Source organism: Sulfurovum sp. TSL1 (genome assembly GCF_019972135.1).
Lineage (GTDB): Bacteria > Campylobacterota > Campylobacteria > Campylobacterales > Sulfurovaceae > Sulfurovum.
Genome location: NZ_BPFI01000002.1, coordinates 221132 through 238063 on the forward strand (window position 1 = coordinate 221132; position 16932 = coordinate 238063).

Annotated in this window: 15 protein-coding genes and 1 pseudogene; 6 read left to right on the plus strand and 10 right to left on the minus strand. The window is 42.4% G+C overall.

All coding sequences use genetic code 11. The features are described 5' to 3' along the window. Position 1: 1 nt before the first annotated feature. Genes LDM98_RS10005 through LDM98_RS10020 form a run of 4 tightly spaced genes read left to right on the plus strand, consistent with a single transcriptional unit; the run spans position 2 to position 4129 of the window. The gene (locus tag LDM98_RS10005; protein ID WP_223899264.1) at positions 2-649 is read left to right on the plus strand and encodes a vancomycin high temperature exclusion protein; all 648 of its coding nucleotides are present in this window, start codon (positions 2-4) and stop codon (positions 647-649) included. Then, a complete protein-coding gene (ligA, locus tag LDM98_RS10010) occupies positions 646-2592 on the plus strand; it encodes an NAD-dependent DNA ligase LigA (protein ID WP_223899265.1) in 1947 nt (648 codons plus the stop codon). The genes LDM98_RS10005 and ligA overlap by 4 nt, the downstream gene beginning before the upstream one ends. Continuing rightward, entirely contained in the window at positions 2589-3308 is a 720-nt protein-coding gene (locus LDM98_RS10015) for a TlyA family RNA methyltransferase (protein WP_223899266.1), read from the plus strand. Before ligA ends, LDM98_RS10015 begins: the two co-directional genes overlap by 4 nt. 2 nt (positions 3309-3310) lie before the next feature. Continuing rightward, entirely contained in the window at positions 3311-4129 is an 819-nt protein-coding gene (locus LDM98_RS10020) for a bifunctional riboflavin kinase/FAD synthetase (protein WP_223899267.1), read from the plus strand. A gap of 34 nt (positions 4130-4163) precedes the next feature. Here LDM98_RS10020 and LDM98_RS10025 read toward each other — a convergent pair whose 3' ends face one another. Further along, positions 4164-6008 (minus strand): diguanylate cyclase domain-containing protein, encoded by a 1845-nt coding sequence (locus LDM98_RS10025; protein WP_223899268.1) that lies wholly within the window; start codon positions 6006-6008, stop codon positions 4164-4166. 146 nt (positions 6009-6154) lie between these two features. Here LDM98_RS10025 and cmoA point away from each other — a divergent pair, with 146 nt between their 5' ends. Further along, complete coding sequence (gene cmoA, locus LDM98_RS10030; protein ID WP_223899269.1) at positions 6155-6862, plus strand: carboxy-S-adenosyl-L-methionine synthase CmoA; 708 nt, start codon at positions 6155-6157, stop codon at positions 6860-6862. A 117-nt stretch (positions 6863-6979) separates the two neighbouring features. Next, positions 6980-8326 (plus strand): class II 3-deoxy-7-phosphoheptulonate synthase, encoded by a 1347-nt coding sequence (locus tag LDM98_RS10035; RefSeq protein ID WP_223899270.1) that lies wholly within the window; start codon positions 6980-6982, stop codon positions 8324-8326. Between the two features lies 1 nt (position 8327). Here the strand turns inward: LDM98_RS10035 and LDM98_RS10040 are convergent, their stop codons facing one another. The 9 genes and pseudogenes from LDM98_RS10040 to lysS all read right to left on the minus strand — a co-directional run bounded on the left by LDM98_RS10040 (position 8328) and on the right by lysS (position 16882). After that, positions 8328-9518, minus strand: coding sequence for an ArsS family sensor histidine kinase (locus LDM98_RS10040; protein ID WP_223899271.1), 1191 nt, complete (start codon positions 9516-9518; stop codon positions 8328-8330). After that, complete coding sequence (locus LDM98_RS10045) at positions 9515-10168, minus strand: response regulator transcription factor (protein WP_223899272.1); 654 nt, start codon at positions 10166-10168, stop codon at positions 9515-9517. The genes LDM98_RS10040 and LDM98_RS10045 overlap by 4 nt, the downstream gene beginning before the upstream one ends. A gap of 69 nt (positions 10169-10237) precedes the next feature. Continuing rightward, the gene (locus LDM98_RS10050; protein ID WP_223899273.1) at positions 10238-11032 is read right to left on the minus strand and encodes a shikimate dehydrogenase; all 795 of its coding nucleotides are present in this window, start codon (positions 11030-11032) and stop codon (positions 10238-10240) included. A 19-nt stretch (positions 11033-11051) separates the two neighbouring features. Then, entirely contained in the window at positions 11052-12458 is a 1407-nt protein-coding gene (locus LDM98_RS10055) for an anthranilate synthase component I family protein (protein WP_223899274.1), read from the minus strand. 6 nt (positions 12459-12464) lie between these two features. Beyond that, the gene (locus LDM98_RS10060) at positions 12465-13361 is read right to left on the minus strand and encodes an SPOR domain-containing protein (protein WP_223899275.1); all 897 of its coding nucleotides are present in this window, start codon (positions 13359-13361) and stop codon (positions 12465-12467) included. Positions 13362-13427: 66 nt separating this feature from the next. Further along, positions 13428-13712, minus strand: coding sequence for a hypothetical protein (locus LDM98_RS10065; RefSeq protein WP_223899276.1), 285 nt, complete (start codon positions 13710-13712; stop codon positions 13428-13430). A gap of 27 nt (positions 13713-13739) precedes the next feature. Further along, positions 13740-13922: pseudogene (locus tag LDM98_RS11830) on the minus strand (DUF1882 domain-containing protein); the annotation flags it as partial. Between the two features lie 9 nt (positions 13923-13931). Further along, on the minus strand, positions 13932-15182 hold the full coding sequence (locus LDM98_RS10075) for a serine hydroxymethyltransferase (RefSeq protein ID WP_223899277.1): 1251 nt from the start codon (positions 15180-15182) through the stop codon (positions 13932-13934). Positions 15183-15226: 44 nt separating this feature from the next. Further along, positions 15227-16882: a lysine--tRNA ligase gene (lysS, locus tag LDM98_RS10080; RefSeq protein ID WP_223899278.1), complete on the minus strand. Its 1656-nt coding sequence runs from the start codon at positions 16880-16882 to the stop codon at positions 15227-15229. Positions 16883-16932: the final 50 nt, after the last annotated feature.

Here is a 16932-nt window from a genome sequence, read left to right on the forward strand (position 1 = left end):
CGTGGTACGTATACTAAAATGGACACTCGGTTCTGTCCTGCTTGCAGTGACAGCCCTGATTGTCATATATATCTCTGTCTCAAAACAGGCAGAGCCGAATCTCTATGACACGGTCGACAAAATCCCGGTAAAAAAAGCTGCTTTGGTATTAGGTACAGCCAAATATATGGTCGGTGGCGGGAAAAACTACTTTTATACCTATCGTATACGTGCTGCGGTCGATCTTTTTAAGGCAGGAAAAGTAAAAGCCATAGTGGTTTCCGGGGACAACAGTACCAAGTATTATAATGAGACCAGCAAGATGCAAAAAGATCTGATAAAAGCAGGGGTGCCACGCCGCTATATTACCATGGATCCTTTTGGGTTAAGAACCCTCGATTCTGTGGTAAGAGCTGAAGCGATTTTTGACCTAAAAGACTATATAATCGTCTCTCAGAAATTTCACCTTGAAAGGGCGTTGTTCATCGCCAGAGCCAAAGGACAGAAAGCCATAGGTTTTATAGCCAAAGATATACCGGGTACGATGACTGCCTACAGGATGAAAGCAAGAGAGTATTTTGCAAGGGCAAAAGCTTTTATGGATGTGTATATCCTGCATACCGTGCCGAAGTATGACGGAAAAAAAGAGAAAGTAAACTATAAAAAATGACAAACGAACAATATCAAAAAAAGATCCAACTCCTTAAAAAATGGGCCCATGCCTACTATGTCGAAGATAACCCTGTCGCCACAGATGAAGAGTATGACAGCCTTTACCATGAAGTGTTGGAGTATGAAAGGGAGAACCCTGCAGATGTGGCTGAAGATTCTCCTACAAAACGTGTAGGGGGTGTGGTGCGTGATGAGTTTTCCAAAGCGAAACATATCAAACGCATGTGGAGTATGGAGGATGTCTTTGACCGCAGTGAAGTGGTTGAGTGGCTGGAGCGTGTTGAAAAGAATGTAGGAGCGTGTGAGTATTTCTGTGAACCCAAGTTTGACGGTGCGAGTATGAACCTTCTTTATGAAGGTGGAAAGCTTGTGCGTGCCATCACCCGAGGAGATGGTGTGATCGGTGAAGAGGTAACGGATAATGTACGGACCATACGTTCTGTACCACTTACGATCGATTATGATGGACGTATCGAGATACGTGGTGAAGTGGTGATACGCAAGAGTGACTTTGAGAAGATCAATGCAGAGAGGCTTGAAGAGGGTGAAACTCTCTTTGCCAATCCGCGTAATGCCGCAGCAGGAAGTTTACGACAGCTTGACAGTTCCATTACGGCTAAAAGAAGACTGGTCTTCTATCCGTGGGGGCTTGGTGAGAACAGCCTGGCACATCGAAAGCTTTCAGAGAAGATGGACTATGTCTATACTTTGGGCTTTTTAGAGCCGCCGTTTGCACAGGACTGTCAGGGCATCGATGAGATAGAAGCCTTTTACCGTATGCTCATCGAGAAGCGTGATGAGATACCGATGATGATGGACGGGATGGTACTCAAGGTCGATGAAGTCGCCAAACAGGAGGAGCTTGGATACACGGTGAAGTTTCCCAAGTGGATGTGTGCCTATAAGTTCCCTGCAGTCGAGAAAGTCACCAAGATCAATGCAATCACACTTCAGGTGGGGCGTACGGGCGTAGTCACACCTGTAGCAGAGATCGAACCTGTGAACATTGAAGGTGCGATGGTAAGCCGTGCCACACTACACAACTTCGATGAGATCGAGCGTAAGGATATCCATATCGGTGACGCTGTCATCATCATACGAAGCGGGGATGTGATACCGAAGATCATCAAAGTCCTGGAAGATCGCAGAGACGGAAATGAAATGATCGTTACACGTCCTACAGTGTGTCCTACATGCCACAGTGAACTGCTTGATGAGGGCACGCTTATCAAATGTCAGAACCTTCACTGTCCTGACCGTGTGATCAACTCGATCATACACTTTGCGAGAAAAGGGTGTATGAATATCGACGGGTTGGGAGGCAAGATCGTTGAACTGCTCGTCAAAGAGGGGATCATCAAAGATATCCTTGATCTTTATTTCATCAAGTATGAAGACCTTGAACACCTTGAAGGCTTTAAAGAGAAGCGGATCAACAATCTTATAGGGGCTATCCAGGCAACCAAAGGCGTACCGCTGTACCGTCTGATCAATGCGATGGGTATCGAGCATATCGGAGAAGTAGCGAGTAAAGCGTTGGCACTGGAGTTTGGTTTGGGTATCGTAGATGCTGAATTTGATGCGGTAGTGGCTATAGACGGTATCGGTGAAGAGATGGCAAATTCACTGCTTGAGTTCATGCGTGTGAACCATGATTTTGTCCTCAAACTTTTTGAAGTGATCCAGCCTACCGTAGAAGAGAAAGTCGAAGCAGAAGAGAACCCTTTCAAAAGTAAAACGGTCGTACTGACCGGATCTATGTCTGTCAGCCGCGGGGTTATCAAAGAGATGCTTGAGAAACTGGGAGCCAAGGTCAGTGGTTCTGTGAGTAAAAAGACAGACTATGTGGTCTATGGTGAGGATGCAGGGTCCAAGTTGACCAAGGCTGAGAGTCTGGGAGTGAAAACACTGACAGAAGAAGAGATGAGGGAAATGCTGTGAGACTGGATAAATATTTGGTAGAAGAGGGGTACTTTGAGAGCCGTAACCGTGCAAATGATGCGATAAAGGCCGGACAGGTCCTTATAGATGGCAAGAAGGCCAAGGCTTCATCTAAAGTAGATGAGAACAGCATAGTCGAAGTGGAAGATACGAAATTTTATGTAAGCCGTGCCGCCCGTAAGTTAGAGAACTTTTTGGCTGAGCATCCCATGGCGTTTCAAGGGAAAAAAGCGTTGGACATCGGATCGAGTACAGGTGGGTTCGCTCAGATCGTACTGGAAAACGGTGTGGCAAGTCTCTCCTGTGTGGATGTAGGCAAAGACCAGCTGCATATCTCGCTGCGCAACAATGAAACACTTTCATTGCATGAAGAGACAGATATACGTGAATTTCAAAGTGATGATGCATTTGAACTGATCACCTGTGATGTCTCGTTTATCTCTATCTTGCAGATCATGGATGATATAGACAGGCTTAGCCAGAAGGGTACAGATATCATTATACTTTACAAACCGCAGTTTGAAGTGGGTAAGGATGTAAAACGTGACAGCAGAGGTGTGGTACAGGATCTTGATGCGATAGCCAGACGAAAAGAGGCGTTTGAAGCCCAGGCTGAAAAGTTGGGATGGGAACTGAATTACCAGGCACTTTCACAGGTCCAGGGCAAAGAGGGCAATCAAGAGTATCTCTATCATTTTAGAAAAAGTGAGAAGTAGCGTTGCCGTTGCTTAATCAGATCAAGCGTATCGCTATAGGTTCATTTGACGGTATACATCTTGGACATCAGGCGCTCATAGATAAGGTGGATGCATTGGTGATCATAGAGAGAAACAGCGGTTACCTGACACCAGGATATAAACGTTCGCTCTTTACTTCCAAAGTATGCTGTTTTTACCATTTTGATAAGATAAAATCATTGACACCTGAAGCATTTGTTCAGACTCTGGAAGCTGATTTCCCTGCACTGGAAACGATCGTAGTGGGGTATGATTTTCATTTTGGTAAAAATAAAGCAGGGAATGCGCAGATGATGAAAACACTGACGGATAAACAGATATCCATCGTGGATCAGGTCACGCTTGGTGAGACACCTGTCCACTCCCGTATCATCAAAACGTATCTGCGTGAGGGGAAGATCGCACGGGCCAATCAATTGCTGGGCAGAACCTATCATATAGAAGGCAGGGTGGTTCCGGGACAGGGATTGGGTAAAAAAGAGTTGGTCCCTACGATCAATTTAGATGTCAAAGAGTACCAGCTCCCATTGGAAGGTGTCTATGCAACACGCACATGTATTGAGGGACAATGGTTAGACTCTGTCAGCTTTTTAGGCCATCGTGTGACCACGGATGACTCCTATGCAGTAGAGACACATATCTTAGAACAAGAGATCGGCGAAGTCAGTGGAGAGATCGCGTTGGAATTTGTGGACTTTCTCCGTATCAATCAAAAGTTTAAAAGTTTGGATGCCTTGAGAGCACAAATTCTTGATGATATAGAGGTCACAAAAAAGAGATTATCCTCCAGTAAGGTCTAGAGGAGAGGTTTGACCGATCATCTTTTACCATAGATTATGTAGAGTAGTGTACGTCTGTTTCCCCTATCTCTTTGTATTTTTTTAGACAGTAGTGATCAGGATCTATCTGAGAGTACTCTATACGGTTTTTACCATTGTTCTTTGCTTTGTACATCGCTGCATCTGCAGATTTGATCAAGGCTTCCGGTGTTACGCCGTCATCCGGGTAGATCGAAGCACCGATACTCATACCTATGGATATCGTATTTCCTTCGATGACGTAAGGTGTTTGTGTCAGTGCATTGATCCTGTGTAAAATGTCGTTCAGATACTCAAAACTGTGCAGCTCTTCAAGAAGGATGACAAATTCATCCCCACCGAAACGACACACGGTATCCTCTTTTCTTAAGATCCCTTGAAGCGAACTTCCTACTCTTTTGAGTATCTCATCACCTATGGTATGACCAAAGGTATCATTAATCGGCTTAAAATTGTCCAGGTCACAGAATATGAGACTGATACATTTATTGAACCTGTCTGCATGGTTGATCGCATGTTCCAACCTGTCGTTGAACAAAAGCCGGTTGGAAAGACCGGTAAGGGGATCATGCGTGGCCAAGTAAGCGTGGTCATGCGCATCTTTTCGCTGGTGTGTGACATCGGAAAAGATACCTATAAAGTTTTCGATCTTACCCTGAGCATTTTTGATCGTATTGATACTGAGCCACTCGATATAGATCTCACCGTTTTTTTTACGATTGGTGATCTCTCCCTGCCAATATCCGTTCACAGACAATTGGTTCCATATTTTTTGGTAAAAGTGTTTATCGTGTTTTCCGGATTTGAGGATCTTGGGATCTTTGCCTACGACATTTTCGAGTGAATAGCCTGTAATGTCAATAAATGCATCATTCACATGCAAAATACGGTTATGGCTGTCTGTGATCAAAACGCCATCCATGGTATGTTCATAGACCGCTGAAGACATTTCAAGTGACCTGAGGTTGTTTCTGTTGTTGATAGCTGCACCGATAATGGAGGCAGCAGTACTGAGCATTTCGACATTGGTGGATTCGAGTGTTTGTTTGTGTTCATCCCCGATACCCAGGAATCCCCACCATTTATCCTGTACAAAGATAGGCAATATCAGAAGAGAATTGATCTTAAAGAGGTCCAGGAGTTTCTTTTTTGAGTTGTCATAATCTTCTCTGCTTCCATTGATAGGCAGGTTCTTCTCTAATTGGTTCTTCCATCGCATGACATAGTGTTTGCGGTAGTGGATACGTTTTTTACTTTTCGCTTCAGGGTTATCGTTGATGTAGAGAAGTTTATGTGCTGAGAGGTTATTTTCATCCTGATCATTTTGGTAGATAAATATGGATGACATGTCAGAAGCTTCTTTAAGGTTCTGCATCTCTTGTTTGAGTGCTTGCATCCAGTCTGATTGTTGTAAAAAATTATGGGACATTTCATTGATGGCATGAAGGATGTTCTGCTGTCGTTGAATCTCTCTGTTACTATATCTTTTCTCTATGACATCATCATACAGGCTTTGTATGGTCTTGGAAAAGCTTTTAGAAGCAAACGGCTTGGAAAGGAACTGATTCACTCCAAGCTCGATCGCTCTAAGAAGAATATCACGTTCTTCGAAGTCTGTAAAGATGGCTATCTTCACATGTTCATCTTTTTTTCTTATCTGCTCAACCATCTCCAGGCCGTTCATATGCGGCATATTGATATCAGAGAGGATAATATCCGGTCGATGTTCCTGATAGAGTTCAAGTCCCTCTAGTCCATTGGATGCCGTGAGAATATTATCTGTATACCCATATAACATATGGTTAAGTATAGAGGTAGTTGTTTTGTCATCATCTACAATAAGTATAATTAATTTTTCCATATTTCCAATTCTAATCCCTTATTCTAATTCTAATAGAAAAAGCTTTGATTTTCATGAAAAAACATGAGATCAGCAAATTTAATACTTCAACTTATTTAGTATACTCTTTGAATATAATGATAAAAATAAAATGTAAAGAAAAAATGATGCAAGATAAAGTGTTTAATAAGCCTATAGAAAAAAAATTTGAATTCGATGAAGCCGTCGCGTCTGTTTTTGATGATATGTTAAGCCGTTCGGTCCCTTTTTATGATGAGGTACGCAAGCTGATCATCTCTTTGATACTTGCAGAACAGGAAGAGGGGAAAAAAGTACTGGATCTTGGTTCGTCTACAGCAAAGTTCCTGCTCGACCTTCACAGTAAAATGGATGTCAAGATGCAACTCAAAGGTCTGGATAATTCACAGGCAATGCTGGACAGGGCAGAGCAGAAATGTCAGGCTTTCGGTGCGAGCATAGAGCTGGAATTGGCCGATATGTTGACGTATGACTACGAAAACGAAGATATCATAGTGGCAAACTATACCTTACAGTTCATTCGGCCTATGCAGCGTGTTGAACTTGTCAAGAAGCTTTATAAAGGGTTGAATGAGGAGGGATTGTTCATTTTTTCCGAGAAAGTGGTTTTTGAAGACAAGAAGCTTGACAAGGAGCTTATAGATATCTATTATGAGTATAAAAAAGGGCAGGGATACAGTGAATATGAGATCGCACAAAAGCGCGAAGCACTGGAAAATGTCTTGATTCCTTTTACGATCAAAGAGAATATACAAATGTGTAGAGATGCAGGATTTAAAAGCGTTGAAACGATATTTCAATGGGCTAATTTCGTGACATTTGTTGTGAAAAAGTAAATCTTATCTTGATCATAAAGTAAAGTTATTCACCTCTATTTCACCCCTGTGAATAACTTGATTCCTTCTTTTCATTTTTTTTAGCTATAATCATCCAATTTATTTTAAGGATATACTATGAGTTGGACACCGAGCAGTTGGAGAGATTTTCCCATAAAGCAACAACCAACATACCAAGACCAGGAACTTCTTAAAAAAGTAGAAGCTGAATTAAGTTCTTACCCGCCACTTATTTTTGCCGGTGAAGCAAGAGACTTGAAAGAGAAGCTTGCAAAAGCAGGACGCGGGGAAGCATTTTTACTTCAGGGTGGAGATTGCGCAGAAAGTTTTTCCGATTTTAATGCAAAAAATATAAAAAACCTTTTTAGGCTGATGCTTCAGATGAATATGGTTCTCATGTATGGTACTGGTAAACCGGTTGTAAAAGTAGGGCGTATCGCGGGACAGTTTGCAAAACCAAGATCGTCTGATTTTGAAGAGATCGATGGCGTAAGTTTACCAAGTTACCGTGGTGATATTATCAATGGTATCGAGTTTAATGAAGCGGCAAGGGTACCGAACCCTAAAAATATGCTCAAAGCCTATAATCAGTCTGCAGCGACACTGAATCTTGTGCGTGCTTTTGCAAGAGGTGGTTTGGCAGACCTTACCAAAGTGCACCAATGGAACCTTGAGTTTATTAAAGACAATCCGCTTGGTAAGCGTTATGATGAACTCAGTACCAAAATCGATCATGCGATGAAGTTTATGGCAGCATGCGGGCTTAACAGTGAGACGATGCCTCAACTGCACCAAACCACACTCTACACATCACATGAAGCACTGCTTCTCAACTATGAAGAGGCATTGACAAGACTGGACTCTGAGACAGGTGAATGGTACGACTGCTCAGCCCATATGCTATGGATCGGTGACAGAACAAGAGATCTGAATGAAGCACATATCGAGTACTTCAGAGGGATCAAAAACCCTATTGGCTGTAAAGTCGGTCCAACGATGGAAGAAGATGAACTCATTGAACTGATTGATGCATTGAACCCGGATAACGAAGAGGGAAGATTGAACCTTATCGTTCGTATGGGTGCCAGTAAGATCAGAGAGTATTTCCCTAAACTGCTTAAACGTGTAAGAGATGAAGGGAAAAATGTCGTATGGTCCTGTGACCCTATGCATGGGAATGTTGAAAAGAGTTCGACCGGGTTTAAAACCAGAGATTTTGATAACATACTCTCAGAAGTTAAACAGTTTGTTGCTATACATAAAGAGATGGGAACTGTCGCTGCAGGTATCCATTTGGAGATGACAGGAAATGATGTCACCGAATGTACAGGTAGTACCTCTTGTGCGATTACCGCAGAAGGTCTTGCAAGCCGCTACCATACACAGTGCGACCCAAGACTGAATGCATCCCAAGCCCTGGAGCTTGCATTTATGCTTTCACATACAGACGGAGAATCTGAATGATCTATGCCAGCGTGAAGATATTTTCTCCATCTTCATGCTGATAGTGTAACTCCATTTGATGAATATCCAAAATACTCTTTACAATATACAGTCCTAACCCTAACCCTTTTTTAGAGGCATGGAAAGGTTTGAAATAATTTTCTAATGGCTCAGGTAACGCTTCGCCTTTGTTGATGACTTTCAGTCTGTTGCCATCGATCAACACGGTAATATGCTTATCGGTACTGTACTTTATACCGTTATCCAGCAGGTTCTTGATCACGAGAGTGAAAAGTTCAAAATCAACAGATACAGTATAATCTTTTTCAATTTTTGTTGTGATAAGACGTTTTGGATTTTCTATCATGAGCATATCTTCACTGGCTTCAAGCAAGTCACTCATTTTGTAAGGTTTGATCGTCAGTTCAAAGTTCTTAGAAGTGATCTGTTCGATCTTTGCAAATTCATCTATCAGAAGATTAAGTCTCTCAAAGATACTATGCATACGGGCTTTATTTTTCTCATCCTCGAGCATTTCACTTACAAGACGCCCTTTGGCTATAGGTGTTTTAAGCTCGTGCATGATGGCACGCAAAAAGAGTTGACGGGAGTGAAGAAGTTCACGTATCATGGTGACGGCATGATCAAACTCATTTGCTACCTCGGCTATTTCATCTTTTTTATCACTTTTACATTCTATATCCAGGTTTCCTTTAGAGAAGGTTTTGATCTGGCTTTTGAGCGTAGAAAGTGGTTGTAAACTTTTCATGATCCACAAATATAAAAGGATAATGAGTAGAAAGACAATGGCGAAAATAAGTACACGTTTAAGAGGGAACTGTGGTTTATTCTTGTTCTCCAGTATGAGTTTAAATCGATCATTGTTGATAATAATAATACGCTTTAAATGAAAAGTGTCTACGGCATAACGTTTGAGTTCCCCTTTCTCTTTGAAGAAACGTTCTATCTGAACTACCATGCCTTTGTCGGTAATAAGCGAAACATTCTGTGCCTCAAGGTATGCCTCATCGATCTTTCCGTATTTTAGATAATAGGTATAGAGATAATGGGAAATGGCTTGTTCTTGCGCAATATTCCTCTCTTCTATCATCGCATGATCATATTTGATGGAAAAGATAAAGAGTGCCCCCAGCAAAAGCAGTGTCACAGAAAAAACCAGCCTTATTTTACTGCGTAACGATGTGATGATCATACGAGTTTATATCCTACACCACGCACGGCCTGTATACGCTTGTTGTCACCCAGTTTGGTACGTATCTTTGAGATGATCACATCCAGACTTTTCCCTTGTGAATCCATACTCATCGCTCTGGAAGTATTGATGATCTGTTCGCGTGATTGTGTCATGCCCTGATGTTTTACCAGTAAAGAGAGGACTTCAAATTCAGCAGGTGTCAAAGCGAGCGCTTCGCCTTTAAAATAGATGGTGTCTCCTTTGAGTTCAAAATCACTTTTAGGTGTGACTACTTTGTTATGCTCTGATTTAGAGTAACGTCTGAGAAGTGAAGTGATACGTGCATACATCTCTTTGGGGTCATAGGGTTTAGGCAGGTAGTCGTCTGCACCAAGTGCAAGACCTTCTACTTTATCATTGATGTCCGAACGTGCAGATGAGATAATAATAGGAATATCATATTTCTCTACGACCTCTTTACAGACTTCCAGCCCATCCATACCCGGCAGTGTAAGGTCCAGGATAAGAAGATCATATTTCTTCACACCGGCACTCAGTCCGAGATAGGGGTCTTCATAGTTAGTGACTTTGATATCATATTGTGCAAGATACTCTGTCAGCAATTCTGCAAACTCTGTATCATCTTCAATCATTAAAATATTTATCATGGTTACCTCATAGTGTCTCTGTATAGTCTTATTTTAATGACTAAAGGTTAATTAAAGTCAAACGGAATGCTAGAGTATAAATGCTTTGCGCATATGCGATTTGATCTCTTCAAAGCCAAATGCATGCTCTGTAAAATACTCAAAAGCAATGATCCCCTGATAGAGCAGCATATCTGATCCGTCTTTTGTCGGTTTTCTGTATGTCCTTGCAAGTTTTAAAAAAGGGGTCTCTTTCCCATAGATCACATCGACACAGGCCTTTGCGTAGGGTATCACCTTTTCCAGTATCTCGGATGGAGCCGGGAGTGCATCATCTTCAAGCCCGGCTGAGGTCATATTGATGACCAGGTCATAAGGCTTTGGCTGAAAATCATCGAACGTATGTGTGTCAAATCCATGCTCTTTGAAATAGGTCAGCCTGCCTCCGCTTCGATTCAGTATAGTGACTTCATAGCCTGCTTCTTTGAGGATGATCGAAGTAGATTTAGCTGTACCTCCCGCGCCTAAAAAAAGTACTGTCTTGATATGTTCAAATTCCGAGATCGCTTTTAAAAAGCCCGGTGCATCTGTATTGTACCCATAGAGTTTTCCTTCTTTTTCAACGATCGTATTGACCGCACCCACTTTTTGTGCAAAAGGGTCCAATACATCACAGGCAGCATAGGCATGCTCTTTATGGGGTACAGTAATGTTGATACCTTTGAGGCCGAGAGAAAAGAAGGTTTCCTTGAGCTTACTTCCCTCTTCAAGCAGATAGCGTGCATAACATCCGTCAACATGCAAGCCCTGGAAGGAGAGGTTATGCATCAGTGGGGATTTGGAGTGGGAAACCGGATTTCCAAAGATGGCAAAGAGCTGTTTCATAGGAATATTTGGCCCATGTTTAGAGACTCTCCATCTCTTTCAGTGTGGAGAGGAGTGCACCCAGTTTATTCTTCACTTCCAGGTATTCTAGTTCCGGTTTTGAATCTGCAACCACCCCGGCACCGGCCTGCAGGGTGATACTGTCAGGTTTGATCAGTGAAGTACGTATGGCAATGGCTGAATCCATGTTCCCGTCAAACGAGAAGTAGCCGACAGAGCCGGAGTAGAAACCACGTTTCAACCCTTCATATTGTGCGATGAGCTTCATGGCTTCTATCTTGGGGGCACCTGTCATGGTCCCCGCAGTAAATGTGGCGGCAAAGAGGTCAAACATATCTTTATCCTCCTGCAGCATCGCTTCAACATCCGATACCATATGCATCACATGAGAGTATTTCTCTACACGCATCATATCCGTCACTTTCACGGTACCTGTCTTGGCCACACGACCCACATCATTCCGTCCCAGGTCTATGAGCATAAGGTGTTCTGCGCACTCTTTGGGATCGTTGAGCATCTCAAGTTCCAACTCTTTGTCCCGTGCTTTATTTTTACCTCTTTTTCGCGTCCCAGCGATAGGACGTAGAAGTATCTCACCGTCTGTCAGACGTACCATCACTTCGGGTGAAGAACCACAGATAGAGAAATCTTCATAGTCCAGCAAGAAAAGATAAGGTGACGGGTTCTTGGAACGTAGTACCCTGTAAAAACTCAAGGGGTCTATCTTCCCTTTTTGTGTATATCGGTTGGCCAAAAGTATCTGGAATATATCTCCCGAACGTATGTTCTCTTTGGACTCCACAACCAGTTCCTTGAAACGCTCTTCATCGATACTGAAACTGCCTTCCCCCTCAAGTTCTACCGGTTTGAGAGGCATCGGGGTACATGCGTTGGTCAAGATACTTTCAATCGCATGCACTCCCTCTTTCATAGAGTCATCATTTAAAAGGATCGTGAGTTTTGCACTTTTGTGTGAATAGGCAATGATGATCTTTGGACGTACCAGGTCAAGGTCAGGTGTATCCAATGGATCGAGCAGTGCATCCATACTCTCTTCCAGTACAGGTTCAAATACTTTGACCATATCATAGGCGATAAAACCGATAAATCCATCCACAAAAGAGAAACCGAGTTCTAAAGCTTTTTCTTTGTAGGCAGCCTGCTCCAGGCCTTTATAATAGGTTTTTAAAAAAGTGAAGGGGTCTTCTTTTAACGTTTTTTTATGACCGACTTTATCGGTATAGACGGTTGTTTTGTCTTTATAGCTGAGACGCTCTTGTGCACCTACAGTGATAAAAGAGAAGTTCCCATCACTGGTATTGACAACACTCTCAAAAAGCATGGTGACTTCTTTGGGAAAAATCTCTTTTATTTTCCCATAGAGTGCAACAGGAGTGAGTTGATCAAAAAGTATTGTTTTATGCATGGTTATCTACCTTGTTGTTATAAAAGATTGTTTATGTATGCGGTCTTTTACATCCATGAGCACACGATTCACGGATTCTCTATCGCTGTAAGGCCCTATGAGTAATCTTTTGATACCTCTTGAATTAGGTTTTGTCATAATATATCTGTACCCATTGTTTTGAATGACCGATATAAAACGTCTGCTTGGTTGTTGTCTATAGGCCCCTACTTGTACATAGTATCTTCCTGTAGAAACCGTTTTAGGTACAGGTTTGGAAGCAACAGGCTTTTTCGCAGTAGTGACCACAGGCTTAGGTGTCTGTATTGCTTTTGGTTTGAGTGCTTTTTTTGTTTTTTCTTCTTTGACCGTCACAGTTGTTTTGTTAGTACTCATGGATTCGTAGGCTAATTCTTCAGCCTTTCTCTTCTCTTGCATTTTTTCCCAATAGGCGATGTCAGCAGCATCTTTTTCCTTTTTCTCTTTGATCGTGAGTACAGGCTCTTGACCCATGCTTTGGTTGCTTGTTTCTGACACAGGCGCTTTGATCTCTTGATCCTCTATATTTGAGAGTACAGGTTCTTTTTGAACCACTACAGTCGACGCTTCAACGGTCTCTTTTGGTGTATCAGCGACCGGTGTTTGAGGTTGGCTCTCGATCATGTTTGAAAGTGATGGTTCTTTTTTGAGCTCTTCTGACGCAGCAGTCTCTTTTAACTGAAGCTCTGGAGCTATCAGCTCTGTCATATTCTCTTCATAAGCAAGCCTGTTTCCATCAGGTGTTTTAAGTAGGATCTTTGTGAGGATAATAGCCACTATCAATACAACGATCAGTAGTGCGATAATGGTTAAAAAGCTTTTGGTTTTACTGTTTTTAGGTTCGATATTATCGATAATGAGGTCATCAAGATTGTGATCATGCATAGGGGGAGGGTCTCCAGATATAATTTTTGTATTGATTATATCATATTTATATATATTATTTAAATGTTAGAGTCTATTATAGGGAAGTGTGACGATATTGTATGCTTCGGGCAGTGTAATCGAAGGTAAACATTTCCACTTTTTTGTCATTTTTTCCTTGAGCGCATTTGAAAGTATCTGAAGTTGTGCATCCGCCTCTTCCAATGGTAAGTGTTCCACCCTTATAAATACCTGCAGTCGTTCAATATCTTTACCTTGATAGATATGATAGCCAGTGATATCGAGTGTTTTAAAGAGATGCTGAATAAGATGATGAAACCTTTTGTGTTCATCTCCTTTGTATTCGATCACAAGGTAATTGGTACGGTTCTCTTTCAGTAAGGGTGCGGCTATTGTAAATTGCCTATTTTGGTGCTGCTCTAACAGCAGAGGTGTCAGTGGTTCATTGATGCGTTCAAATTTGGCATAAAAGGTACGATTGCTGAACTGTATCTGTTCAACAATCGTATTCCTTTTAATGTAATAATGGTCATCAAAAAGATCTAAATCAAAAACTTTTATTGTCTCACCTTAGTAGATAGGTTTGTCATAGATCACAAAATCTTGTGCCAGTACTCTCATCTCTTCTTTGATCGTTGCATGCAGGGCAGCATCATTGATATTGTCAAGTACATCAGCGATCTTGTTTGCGATGAGCTCAAACTCTTTCTCTTTCATCCCTCTGCTTGTCAGGGCAGGAGAACCGATACGTACACCTGAAGTCACAAACGGGCTTCTTGTCTCACCAGGGACAGTGTTTTTGTTGACGGTGATACCTGCTGCACCTAGTGCCGCATCTGCATCTTTACCGGAGAAATCTTTGTTCAGGAATGAAACCAGTACCAGGTGGTTGTCAGTACCGCCAGATACGACATCATAGCCTCTTTCCATGAGAACATTTGCAAGTACTGCTGCATTGGCTTTGACCTGTTTTGCATAGACTTTCCATGCATCACTGAGGTTGTGTTTGAAACCTACTGCTTTTGCAGCAACCACATGGACAAGGGGCCCGCCCTGGAGTCCAGGGAAGATCGCTGAATTGATCTTTTTGGCTATCTCCTCATCATTTGTCATGATCATACCGCCACGAGGTCCTGCAAGTGTTTTATGTGTTGTTGTTGTGACTACATCCGCATATGGGAATGGACTAGGGTGTTCACCTGCACATACCAATCCTGCAATGTGTGCGATATCTGCAAAAAGGATAGCCCCCACTTCATCAGCGATCTCTCTGAATTTTTTAAAGTCTATCTCTCTTGCATACGCAGAAGCTCCACATACGATGATCTTAGGCTGTACGATCTTAGCGATCTCGAGTACTCTGTCATAGTTGATACGACCGTCAAGCTCTACACCGTAAGTGAAAGAAGAGTAGTTCTTACCGGAAAAACTTGGCTTGGAACCATGTGTCAAGTGACCACCGTGGCTTAGGTCCATCCCGAGTATCTTCTCTCCGGCTTTAAGCAGTGCTGCATAGACAGCGCCATTTGCCTGAGAACCTGAATGCGGTTGCACATTCGCATAGTTACACTCAAAAAGCTCACATGCTCTGTCGATAGCAAGCTGCTCTACGGTATCAGCAAATTCACATCCGCCATAATATCTTTTATATGGGTATCCTTCAGCATACTTGTTTGTGAACACAGAACCCATTGCTTCCATTACAGCAGGAATGGTAAAATTCTCGCTGGCGATCATCTCTAAGTGATCTGTTTGTCTTTTTCTCTCATTTTCGATCGCTTCAAAAATCTCTGGGTCAAATGTTTCTATGGCATAACTCATAAGGTATCCTTTGTTGGGTTTATTGGTGGATTTATATCCAAATTTTACTTTTGCTTCTCTTGCACTCTCTGTTTACAGGCAGCGACATCTATACAGAACATACCCTTGCCTTTTTTGGCAGGTTTGAGTTCAATGAGATTTTCGTTTCCACACTTTTTACATTTACTTTCTGGTGCACAGACCGGTGCAAGCTCTTCTCTTGGGACTTCCGGTTTCATCGCCGGGAACAGAAGTACATCACGGATACTGTGTTGGTTGGTCAGCATCATCACAAGTCTGTCTATACCGATACCCTCACCGGCTGTTGGTGTCATACCGTAGCTCAGTGCCTTCACATAGTCAGTGTCCATATGCATCGCCTCATCATCACCGGTCGCTTCTTTGGCATCCACTTGCCCCTTAAATCTCTCATACTGGTCGATAGGGTCATTCAGCTCAGAGAAACCATTGGCGATCTCTTTACCTGCCATAAAGAGCTCAAAACGCTCTGCAATATCCGGGTTCTCATCACTTCTTCTTGCAAGCGGTGAGATATCCACAGGGAAATCTGTAATGAACGTAGGGTTGATGAGTTTCCCTTCGACAAATTCATCAAAGAGTTCAGCCTGAAGATAACCCAAGGTAAGGTTAGGATCAACCTTGACATTGTGTTCCTGGAGATAGGCCAATGCTTTCTCTTTATCTGTGGCAACCTCTGCGGGTACCCCACCGATGGTGGTCAGTGATTCGATATACGGCACTTTTGCAAACGGTGTGGCAAAGTCTATCTCCAGTTCACCGTAAGGCAGCTTCCTCTCAAGGCCAAGGTTGTCAAAGAGATAGTCAAACAGTTCTTCGGTGATCTCCATCAGTTCGATATAGGTTTTATAGGCCCAGTAGAACTCGATCATTGTAAATTCAGGGTTATGGGTATGGTCCATCCCTTCATTTCTGAAGTTTCTGTTGATCTCAAACACCGCTTCCATACCGCCAACAATAAGACGTTTGAGGTAGAGTTCAGGTGCGATACGCAGATAACGCTCTACATCCAGCGCATTGTGGTGCGTGATGAACGGTTTTGCATTGGCACCGCCAGGGATAGGGTGCATCATAGGTGTTTCTACTTCCAGGAACTCTTTATCTTCAAAGAATCTTCTTACCATCGAAACGATCTTGGATCTCATCACAAAGTTCTCTTTGACTCCGGGATTCATGATCATATCAAGGTAACGTTGTCTGTATCTGAGCTCCTGGTCTTGCAGTCCATGGAACTTTTCAGGCAGTGGAGAGATCGCTTTGGAAATGATCTTCATCTCTTTACAGTGAAGTGTAAGCTCACCTGTCTGTGTCACAAAAGGGTATCCTGTTGCTTCGATGATATCTCCGACCTCAAAGAGTTTCTTTGCCACATTGTTATAAAAACCTTCCGGAAGTTCATCTCTATTGTAATAGATCTGCACCAAACCATGGGCATCTTCTATCTTTGCAAAGGCAGCTTTCCCCATGATACGGATAAACTTGAGCCGTCCTGTCAGTGAGTAGGTTCTGTTCTCATCTTTTTTTTCATCACTTTTCTGCTCTTGGATATCAGCACACTCTTCTAAAAACTGTGTTGAAGGAGTTCCTTTTTGTATCTGGTTAGGGTAAGGATTGATACCTTCTTCTCTTAGTTTTTCTGTTTTTTTGATTCGTTCTTGGATATATTGATTTTCAAATATCAAGCTCTCTCCTGTTGTTGATCTGGTTATTGCATCTCTATAGGGTCAAGCCC